At 53.4% G+C, this 10,125-nt stretch carries 7 protein-coding genes; 5 read left to right on the plus strand and 2 right to left on the minus strand.

The genetic code is table 11. The annotated features are described in order from the left end of the window. Positions 1-77: 77 nt before the first annotated feature. Positions 78-890: an exodeoxyribonuclease III gene (gene xthA / locus RGW60_RS05980; protein WP_322203007.1), complete on the minus strand. Its 813-nt coding sequence runs from the start codon at positions 888-890 to the stop codon at positions 78-80. A 200-nt stretch (positions 891-1,090) separates the two neighbouring features. Here xthA and RGW60_RS05985 point away from each other — a divergent pair, with 200 nt between their 5' ends. The 3 genes from RGW60_RS05985 to RGW60_RS05995 all read left to right on the plus strand — a co-directional run bounded on the left by RGW60_RS05985 (position 1,091) and on the right by RGW60_RS05995 (position 7,243). Then, a complete protein-coding gene (locus RGW60_RS05985; RefSeq protein WP_322203008.1) occupies positions 1,091-1,741 on the plus strand; it encodes a GNAT family N-acetyltransferase in 651 nt (216 codons plus the stop codon). 67 nt (positions 1,742-1,808) lie between these two features. Then, positions 1,809-3,554, plus strand: a complete 1,746-nt coding sequence (locus RGW60_RS05990; RefSeq protein WP_322203009.1) for an autotransporter assembly complex family protein — start codon at positions 1,809-1,811, stop codon at positions 3,552-3,554. Beyond that, the gene (locus RGW60_RS05995; RefSeq protein ID WP_322203010.1) at positions 3,551-7,243 is read left to right on the plus strand and encodes a translocation/assembly module TamB domain-containing protein; all 3,693 of its coding nucleotides are present in this window, start codon (positions 3,551-3,553) and stop codon (positions 7,241-7,243) included. Before RGW60_RS05990 ends, RGW60_RS05995 begins: the two co-directional genes overlap by 4 nt. 166 nt (positions 7,244-7,409) lie before the next feature. Here the strand turns inward: RGW60_RS05995 and RGW60_RS06000 are convergent, their stop codons facing one another. Further along, complete coding sequence (locus tag RGW60_RS06000; RefSeq protein ID WP_322203011.1) at positions 7,410-8,405, minus strand: aldo/keto reductase; 996 nt, start codon at positions 8,403-8,405, stop codon at positions 7,410-7,412. Between the two features lie 131 nt (positions 8,406-8,536). Here RGW60_RS06000 and RGW60_RS06005 point away from each other — a divergent pair, with 131 nt between their 5' ends. Together RGW60_RS06005 and tpx are read left to right on the plus strand one after the other, a co-directional pair. Continuing rightward, positions 8,537-9,460 carry a LysR family transcriptional regulator gene (locus RGW60_RS06005; RefSeq protein ID WP_322203012.1) on the plus strand — a complete coding sequence of 308 codons (924 nt, stop codon included), beginning with the start codon at positions 8,537-8,539 and terminating at the stop codon, positions 9,458-9,460. Positions 9,461-9,523: 63 nt separating this feature from the next. Next, entirely contained in the window at positions 9,524-10,024 is a 501-nt protein-coding gene (gene tpx, locus RGW60_RS06010; RefSeq protein ID WP_322203013.1) for a thiol peroxidase, read from the plus strand. Positions 10,025-10,125: the final 101 nt, after the last annotated feature.

A 10,125-nucleotide genomic window follows, 5' to 3' on the forward strand; every position in this document is an offset into this window, starting at 1 on the left:
GAAAGTGTCGGCAGATTAAGTCTGAATGATTGCTAAAATATGACAATACGGCTGCATTGTCATATTTCGTTGCCTGTTTAATTCAATTCCAGCCAGATGGGAGCGTGGTCTGACGGTTTCTCCATAGCTCGAAGGTCATAATCAACTCCGGCATTCTTAATTCTTGACCGCAAACCTTGAGAAGTCATGATCAAGTCAATACGCAATCCGCGTTTAGGCTGGTCTTCAAACCCACGACTGCGGTAGTCGAACCAACTGAAACGGTCAGTTACGTCCGGGTTCAAGTGCCGAAAGCTGTCCACTAGTCCCCAGTTTTTCAAGCGCATCAACCATTCACGCTCTTCGGGCAAGAAGCTGCACTTGCCGGTTTTCAACCAGCGCTTGACGTTGTCTGGACCGATACCGATGTCGCTGTCTTCCGGGGAAATATTAATATCACCCATCACTACCACCGGCTGATGATTTTGAAACTGAGTTTCCAACAGCAGCTGTAAATCATTGTAAAAGCGGGCTTTGGCCGGAAATTTAGTCGGGTGGTCACGACTTTCGCCTTGCGGAAAGTAGCCGTTCATAATGGTCACAGGTTCACCTTTGGCGTCGGCGAACGTACCCCAGATAAAACGTTTCTGAGCCTCATCATCATCGGAATGGAAACCCTTGTGCAGGGTCAACGGCGCTTGACGCGAGAGCAAAGCGACACCGTAGTGACCTTTCTGTCCATGGAAGTGCACGTGATAGCCCAACGCCTCAATCTCGGCGTGAGGGAATTGCTCATCAGATACTTTGGTTTCCTGCAAACCGATGACATCTGGCTGATGTTTTTCAATCAGTGCCGCCAACTGATGAGGCCTCGCGCGCAGGCCGTTAATATTGAATGAAACGATTTTCATGGGCGGGCAATCCTGACAAAACAAAAAAACGATGCTAGCCGACCTATCGGGTCTCGGCCAGCGTGGCGGTTTATCGGATCGACTGCTAGGGTCCGATAATGGAATGAAAATATTGTATGAACGGCTATCCAGTGGTTTACCCCAAATCTGTGTATAGAACGCTGCCGTTCCAATTGCGCTGTATCTACGAGGTTTATTAAATGCCTGACACCTTAACGGCTGTGGCCGAGGTACGTTCGCTAGACAGCGGTTATTCACGCGAAGCGCGTTCACTGCTTTATCACGCCTATCGGCACGAACCAAGCTTTGGCTATCTGTTTGAATCAGAGCGCCCAGGCTATGAGCACCGAGTTAGGGCTACCGTTCGGGAATTGGTTAAACAGCATTTCTTCCAAGAGTTGCCCGCGCTCGGATTGTTTGTCGAGGATCGGCTGATCGGCATTGCCCTAATTGCACCTCCGCAACGACGTTTGGGCATCACCGAGAGCTGGGCATGGCGCCTGCGTATGGTGCTTAGTACCGGTTTTCGTTGCACTCAGCGTTATTTGGCGTATCACCAGGCTGTTTTAGCGTGTTTGCCTTCCGAAGCAGTCCACGTACTACCGTTGCTCGGTATTCACCCACAATTTCAAGGCCGGCATTTCGGCGAGCAGTTGCTTGAGGCACTGCACCAGTGGTGCGCTGTGGATGAAACGTCTGAAGGGGTCGTCCTCGACACCGGAAATCCTCGTTATTTAGAGTTCTATAAGCGACAGGGTTATGAGGAAATCGGAGAGATTGCAGTAGGACCGATCCGCGAGCATGTTTTTTTTCACCCTAGCCCACATACTTTGCTCAATGCTCCGGCGTAACAGCTTGAAACTTGTTTGGTCCGGCGCGTTCTAGTGGCTTTCGCAGCTCGTGATAGCATTCGCACCTATGAAGTTTCACGGAAGATTTACTCGCGGCTTATTTCTGTTATGTACTGTCCAGCTCAGCAGTTTTGCGGCGCTCGCCCAAACGCAATTGGATGTCAGGATCAAGCCCTCCAATGCCGAACTCAAAGCCAACGTCGAAGGGTATGTGGGCAGCCTCGGCGAGCGCGATATAGAAGCGCTAAGGCGTTTTAGCGTAGGTGCCGAGGAGCAGGCACTGAAAGCCGCACAAGCCTTGGGTTATTACCAAGCTCACATCGACAGTGAAGTAGAACCCGGGAAAGACAAAGACCTGCGGCTTGTTATCAACATTGAGTCCGGTGAGCCTGTGCGTTTGCGCACGGTTACGGTACGCGTAGACGGCCCGGCGTCAACGCTTAAAGAGTTTCGCATCCCATCAAGCGACGTTCTGAAACCCGGCGCAGTGCTCAACCACGGCCATTATGAAGACGCCAAGCGACTGATTCAAAATCAGGCCTCGCGTTATGGGTTTTTCAGTGGGCATTTCACCCAACAGCGTTTGGCCATCGACCCAAAAGCAGGGATTGCTGATATCGAATTGGTTTTCGACAGCGGGCCACGCTATGACTTGGGTAAGGTTAGCTTCACCGGCGATGCACCGTTCGACGACGATTTGATGCAACGGATGGTGCCCTTTAAAGCCGACAGCCCTTATGACTCAGAACTAATCGCCGAACTTAACCAAAACCTGCAGTCCAGCGGATACTTTGAAGGCGTGCGCGTCGACGCCGCACCCACGGCCGCGGTGGCCCAAGTGATTCCGGTTTCGGTCCAGTTGGAGACACGCAAACCCCGCACGGTGGGCTTGGGTATTGGTTACTCCACCGATGTCGGTGTGCGTGGCAAGGCTAATTGGACAAGGCATTGGGTTAACTCCCAAGGTGACAGCTACGGTGCCGACATGGAACTGTCTGCGCCCAAGCAAAACGTCGGTCTGTGGTACGACATCCCCCTAGACCCGCCACTGACGGACAAGCTTCGTTTTGCTGGCGGGTATCAGTATGAGGAGATCGCTGGCAGCGACAGCCTCAGTAAGCTGCTCACAATCGGGCCGGAATGGCACAGTAAATTGCCCAGCGGTTGGGAGCGGGTGCTTTCATTGAAGTGGCAGCGCGAGGATTACCGTCTGGGCGACGACGCGGGCCTAAGCACGTTACTCATGCCCGGTGTTAGTTATTCATTTTTGCGCAGCGATAACCGGATTGATCCTCACAATGGCTATCGTCTGCAATTAGATGCTCAAGTTGCTAAAGAAGGGCTCGGGTCCGATACCAACCTGTTTCATGGCAACGTTTTACTTAAGGGCCTTACCACTGTGTTTCAAAATCATCGCTTTTTAGGCCGTATTCAATTGGGCGGTAATGTCACCAACGGTTATAAGTCGATTCCGCCGTCCCTAAGGTTCTTCGCCGGTGGCGATCAAAGCGTGCGGGGTTACGATTATCAGACCCTTTCGCCTACCAACTCCAACGGCGATCGGGTAGGGGGCCGGTACATGGTGGCAGGCAGCGTTGAGTACCAGTATTCCATTGCTGAAAAGTGGCGAATTGCGACGTTTATCGATCAGGGTAATGCGATCAACTCTTTGCAACTTCCCAGCTTGAAAACGGGTATTGGCGTTGGCATTCGGTGGGTGTCCCCGGTAGGGCCTTTGCGCCTTGATCTCGCCCACGCTCTGGATGATAACGGCGGGATTCGTTTGCACTTTTCCATGGGGCCCGAGCTGTGAAACGGGCAACGAAGATTGCCGTTATCAGCCTGACCGGTTTTTTTACTGTATTAGCCATTCTGGTTCTCGGGCTGTATGCGATTCTCGCTACCGATGCTGGCAGTCGTTGGGCGCTTGGGCAGGTTCCCGGATTGCAGGTCGACAACTTCAATGGGCGCCTGGCTGGAGAATGGCGGGCTGATCGGCTGCGCTGGGTTCAGGGTGATAACCAGGTTGAAGTCGACTCTGCGGTATTTGTTTGGTCGCCGTCGTGCCTAATGACCATGACCCTCTGTCTCGATCAAGTGTGGGCTCATCGAATCAGTTTGCAGTTTCCGCCTGTGCCTGAACAGAACAGTGGTCCAATAACGCTACCTACCATAAAACTACCGTTGGCGATTCGGTTGGGCGATGTGCGAATTGATAGCCTGTCGCTCAACGGCAGCGAGCAATTGAAAGACCTGCAATTGACGGCGCAATGGACATCCCTGGGCGTGCAGATCGGTACTGCGCATTTGCAACGAGACGATCTTGTTCTGGATCTTTCTGGTGTGTTGCAACCGAACGGCGACTGGCCATTGACCGCCCTAGGTCAATTGAAATTGCCGGCTCCTGGCAATGTGCCGTGGACCCTGGCCTTGAACATTCAGGGCGATTTACTGAAGACTCTCCACTTTAACGCCGACAGTGCAGGCTATCTCCAAGGTGAATTGGCCGGGCGACTGCAACCGTTGGTAGAAAACCTGCCCGCACAGGTGAAGATTACTGCTGAAAGTTTCAAGGCGGCTGCCGATCTGCCCGACACGCTGCAACTCAACCAGCTTGTGCTAATTGCCGGAGGTAATCTGAAAGACGGTTATCAAGTCACTGGCAATGCCAGCCTGCCTGCGGAAAAAAGCCCGGTCGCGCTGATGGTTAAAGGGCGCGTCGACGCTCAGGGTGCTGATATTGCGGCTATCGACCTGACGGCCGGCTCCGATCAATCAATGAGGCTCAGTGGCAGGCTCGCCTGGCAGCAAGGTTTAAGCGCCGATGCGAAAATCGAATGGCTGAGTTTCCCCTGGCACCGTCTTTACCCAGCCGTTGCTGAACCTCAAGTGTCGGTGCGTACCTTTGCAGGTGAAGTGTCTTACAGTGATGGCAGGTACTTGGGGAATTTCAACTCGACGCTCGACGGTCCAGCGGGGGCCTTCACCTTGAGCAGTCCGTTCAGTGGTGATCTCAAACAGGTGTTTTTGCCGCAGCTTGAATTGAGTGCAGGTCAGGGTAAGGCCAGCGGTCATTTGACTCTGCAATTCGCAGACGGTATTGGCTGGGACACTGCGTTGGACTTAAGCGCAATCAACCCGGCGTATTGGTTGGCAGAGCTTCCAGGCAACCTGGCCGGACCTCTGCGCAGTGAAGGCGAGTTCAGAAACCAAAAACTGACCCTAACTGCCGACCTGGATTTGAAAGGTAAGCTAAGAGGCCAGCCGGCTGTTCTTCAAGCCAAAGCAGACGGCGCAGGAGATAAGTGGACCGTCAGCGCGTTGGATATCCGCCTCGGTGATAATCGAGTTCAGGGTAACGGCAGCGTGCAACAGAAGTTGCTCGGTCACCTAAACATTAATCTGCCGCATCTGTCCCAACTTTGGCCGCAATTGCAGGGGCAACTCAAGGGGAGTGTGAATCTGGCTGGCAGCTTGCAATCACCCCAAGGCCAGATATCGTTGACGGGTGGGCAGTTGGTGATGGGCAATAACCACTTAAAAACATTGACCCTTGACGCGAAACTGGACAGCACACAGCGCGGGTTTCTAGATTCGAATGTCGCCGGAATTCGGTTTGGCGATACCCAGCTGGGGACCTTGATCGTCACTGGCCAGGGCGATATCAAGCGTCAAAATATGCAGGTCAGCCTGAAAGGTCCGTTGCTGAAATTGGCCTTGGTTAGCGATGGTAGCCTGGATAAAGGTAACTGGCGCGGCCGCTTGGCCAGTGGCGAGGTTCAGACCGGTGGCCAGGACTGGCGCTTGCAGCAACCCGCCAAGCTTGAACGTCTGGCGGACGGCAAAATCAATTTCGGTGCACATTGCTGGATATCAGGTGCTGCGAGCCTGTGCGGTGAAGATCAGCGGTTGATGCCGGAGCCACGGCTTCGTTATCACCTCAAGCAGTTTCCTCTCGACAGCCTGGCCCAATGGTTTCCCAAGGATTTTGCCTGGGAAGGCTCGTTGAACGCCGACGTGCAAATTGATTTGCCTGCGTCCGGTCCTAACGGAAAAATCTCGGTGGACGCCAACGGCGGTAGGCTACGTCTCCTGGAAAAAGACCAATGGCTGGATTTTCCCTATGAAAGTCTCAAGCTCTCAAGCACTTTAACTCCCAAGCGCATCGACTCACGGTTGGACTTTCGTGGCGGCAAATTGGGTACGTTATCGATGACGGCACAGATTGATCCGCTGGCGAAAAGCAGACCCATAACGGGCAACTTCGACCTCCGTGGGCTTGATATTTCTATCGCCCGCCCGTTCGTGCCAATGGTCGAAAAGCTAACCGGTCGTCTTAACGGAAGCGGGCATGTATCGGGTAGTCTATTGGCGCCCCAGGTGAGCGGCGAGATCACCCTTAGCGACGGCCAAGCCTCAGGCCCGGAGTTGCCGCTTACTGTGCAGGACTTAAAAATCCAAGCGTTGATCTCAGGAGAAAGTGTGCGCTTGAACGGCAGTTGGAGCAGCGGCAACACTGGGCGGGGCAGCTTGAACGGACAGGTCGCATGGGGCGAGGCGCTGGCGGTGGACGTCAATCTCAAGGGCACGCACTTGCCAGTAACGGTAGAGCCGTATGCCGAACTTGACGTGGCGCCGGACCTGCATATTTCAATGAAGGGGGACAAGCTAGCGATCTCCGGCAAAGTGCTGATTCCCAAAGGCTCGATCACTGTCCGGGAATTACCACCATCGACGGTCAAACTTTCGGGTGATGTGGTCATCATAGGCCAACAAGCGATTGATTCCACTCAGCCGAAGCAGCCATCTTTGGCGATGGCTATGGATATCGACGTAACAGTCGGCGAGGAAATGCTCAGCTTTACCGGATTCGGGCTAACCGCCAATCTGGCAGGGCATGTCCACATAGGCGACAACCTCGACACCCGTGGTGAACTCAATCTCAACGATGGCCGTTATCGGGCTTATGGGCAGCGCTTGATTATTCGTAAGGCCCGGCTGTTGTTCGCTGGGCCTATCGATCAGCCTTATCTGGACATCGAAGCGGTCCGTCAGATCGATGACGTGATTGCGGGCATTCGCTTGACGGGGAGTGCAGAACAGCCGACTACCGTGGTTTTCTCAGAACCGGCCATGACTCAAGAACAGGCTCTTTCTTACCTGGTTCTGGGTCACCCGCTTACCACCACTGGTGCAGACAGCAATATGATGGCCCAGGCAGCGCTGGCATTGGGGTTGGCGGGAAGTTCTTCCACAACCGGCGCATTGGCTAAAAATTTGGGCATCAAGAATTTTGAACTGGACACTGCCGGCAGTGGTACCACTACCAGCGTGGTCGCCAGCGGCAAAATCACTGACAAAATAAGCCTGCGTTATGGGGTTGGCGTATTCGATCCGGCCAACACTATTGCGCTACGTTATACATTAAGTAAGAAGGTATACCTTGAAGCCGCCAGTGGCATTGCCAGTTCGCTGGATATCTTCTACAAGCGTGATTTCTAGGCGGCGTTGCACCGAGTGGTTGCATTCGCTGGCAAGCCTGCTCCCAAAGGATCTTTGTCAATGGGGAGTTGGCTTGCCAACGAAATAGTGGGGACTAGCAGCATAAATTTCAGATCAACCACGACCCGGAAGCGCCAAATTCATTCGCGAAGCGATGCACGCAATATCACTGATTCACCAGCTTCAAGGACGTATCTGTGTACCGTTTGCCGGCAATGGCCTCGACCGGAAACAAATCCTTGAGCGCTTGCAGCTCCCCTGAACTTAGTTTGATGTCCAGCGCCGCGACATTTTCTTCCAGGTATCGTCGTTGCTTGGTGCCCGGAATCGGGATTACATCATTGCCCTGCGCCAGCACCCACGCCAACGCCAGTTGTCCCGCTGTCACGCCCTTGTCTGACGCCAACTTCTGAACCTTCTCGACTAATAGCAGATTTTTGCCGAAGTTTTCGCCTAAAAAGCGAGGGCTGGAACGACGGTAGTCATCGGCTGCGAAGTCGTTCGGACTTTTCAATGTGCCTGTCAGAAAACCACGTCCTAACGGGCTGTAGGGTACAAAGGCAATACCCAGACGGCGGCAGGCTTCGAGGCTGCCGTTTTCTTCAGGGTCGCGGCTCCACAACGAATACTCAGTCTGTAACGCGCTGATTGGATGCAACTTGTGCGCGCGCTCCAGGGTACTGGCGCTGGCTTCACTCAACCCTAGGAAACGCACCTTGCCGGCTTTGACCAAATCGGCCATGGCACCAACGGATTCTTCAACCGAGATTTGTGGGTCGATTCGATGTTGGTAGTACAAATCCAGTGTTTCGATGCCCAAGCGCTTTAGCGTCCCATCGATAGCGCTACGGATGTATTCAGGGCTACCGTTCACGCCCCTGGCAGTAGGGTCCCCTAAGTCTCGAACAAAACCGAACTTGCTGGCGATGAACACTTGGTCGCGTTTGCCACGTATCGCTTTACCGATCAGCTCTTCATTGGTGAACGGACCATACATGTCCGCCGTGTCCAGCAGATTAATTCCTAACTCCAGGGCCCTGTGTAGTGTCGCCAGGGCTTCTTTAGAATCGGTGCCGGTGGTGTAAAAATCGGTCATGCCCATGCAGCCGAGGCCGATGGCAGAAACGTGAGGACCGTTTGTTCCGAGTTGACGAGTTTGCATTGATCACTCCTGCTCGTTAAAAGATAGCCCTATTGTTACCCTCGACAGAGCAGGGATAAACCGGCTAAAAATGCTTTCACTGTTTAGAAAAACTAAATAATGAATCATCAATCAATCAGTAGGCTGTACGAATGGACCGATTTAACGCGATGCGCGTTTTTACCCGTATCGTCGAGCTAGGCGGTTTTGCCAAGGCGGCCGACAGCTTGCATATACCCCGCGCGTCGGCAACGATTTTGGTCAAGCAGCTGGAAGCGCATTTGGGCGTTCAATTGCTCCAACGCACGACACGCCAAGTCAAACCGACCCTGGACGGAGAGGCTTATTACCAGCGCTGCACGAGTTTGCTCACAGATCTTGAGGACACCGAAGCGATATTTGCGTCCAATCAGGTCGAGCCTAAAGGCACGCTACGTATTGATATCCCGGTAGGCTTCGGCCGCTTGATTATTTTGCCCGCACTGCCCAAATTTACTGCCCGCTACCCTCAACTTGAGCTGGAAATCGGAATGAGTGACCGTCCGGTCAAGCTAATTAGGGAAGGGGTGGATTGTGTGGTGCGTATCGGACCATCCCTTGACGACTCATTGGTTGCTCGATTGTTGGCCCATATTCCGCAAATCACTTGCGCCAGTCGGGAGTATTTAGCGCGCGTGGGCATGCCAAAAAGCTTGGAAGATCTTCAGGGGCATCAAGTCATCGAGTACTTTTCTGCCAATTCCGGCAAACGCTACGGACTGGAATTTCAACTGGGGAGTGAGGTCCATGAAGTAAGCCTGCCCCGGGCACTTTCAATCAACAGTGCGGACGGCTACCTTGCTGCCTGCGAAGCCGGATACGGTTTAATGCAGACGCCGCACTATCACATTGTTGAGCAACTGCGCAGTGGGGCATTGCTGGAGGTGCTTGGCGCATATCGGCCTCCCACCATGGCGCTGATGGCCTTGTACCCGCCGCATCAGCAAATGTCACGGCGGGTGCGCGTGTTCATTGACTGGCTGGTGGAGCTTTGTGCTCAGCATAATCTGTCAAACAAAAAGCATTCATCCCAATAGGTCGCTAAGCACTTTCGTGTTTAACTTCTGGCTCTTCCAAAACCGTTCAAAAGGACTCAGTTCATGGCTCAAGTGACTCATAGAGGCAACCCTATCCAGGTCAGAGGCGAACTACCAGCCGTCGGAAGCGCAGCTCCTGCGTTCTCGCTGGTTGCGGGTAACCTGGCTGACGTGACCTTGGCTACCTTCGCCGGCAAGCGCAAAATACTGAATATTTTTCCAAGCATCGACACTCCGACCTGCGCCACTTCCGTACGCAAATTCAACGCGCAAGCCAATGAGCTGACTAACGCTGTTGTCCTGTGTATTTCTGCCGACCTGCCGTTCGCTCAAGCCCGTTTCTGTGGCGCTGAGGGTCTCGAAAATGTGCAAAATCTTTCGACTATGCGCGGTCGTGAATTCATCGAGAACTACGGTGTGGCGATAGCCGAAGGTCCCTTGTCCGGTCTGACGGCACGGGCAGTGGTCGTACTCGACGAAAATGACAAAGTGCTGCACAGCGAGCTGGTCCCGGAAATTGGCCAAGAGCCGAATTACGATGCCGCCTTAGCTGTACTGAAGTAACAAGTTGTAAAACATTAACGGCCTGGACTAGTTCGGGCCGTTTTTTATTTATGCTTCAGGGCCTTATAGAAAGTAAGTGCTAAGTAAATAGCCGGTAAAGG

Source organism: Pseudomonas sp. AB6, from assembly GCF_034314105.1.
Taxonomy (GTDB): Bacteria; Pseudomonadota; Gammaproteobacteria; order Pseudomonadales; family Pseudomonadaceae; genus Aquipseudomonas.

Bases quoted from the DNA above. Each gene is read 5' to 3' on its own strand.
- RGW60_RS06000 (WP_322203011.1), bottom strand. From the start codon at position 8,405: ATGCAAACTCGTCAACTCGGAACAAACGGTCCTCACGTTTCTGCCATC.
- RGW60_RS05990 (WP_322203009.1), top strand. From the start codon at position 1,809: ATGAAGTTTCACGGAAGATTTACTCGCGGCTTATTTCTGTTATGTACT.
- xthA (WP_322203007.1), bottom strand. From the start codon at position 890: ATGAAAATCGTTTCATTCAATATTAACGGCCTGCGCGCGAGGCCTCAT.
- tpx (WP_322203013.1), top strand. From the start codon at position 9,524: ATGGCTCAAGTGACTCATAGAGGCAACCCTATCCAGGTCAGAGGCGAA.
- RGW60_RS06005 (WP_322203012.1), top strand. From the start codon at position 8,537: ATGGACCGATTTAACGCGATGCGCGTTTTTACCCGTATCGTCGAGCTA.
- RGW60_RS05985 (WP_322203008.1), top strand. From the start codon at position 1,091: ATGCCTGACACCTTAACGGCTGTGGCCGAGGTACGTTCGCTAGACAGC.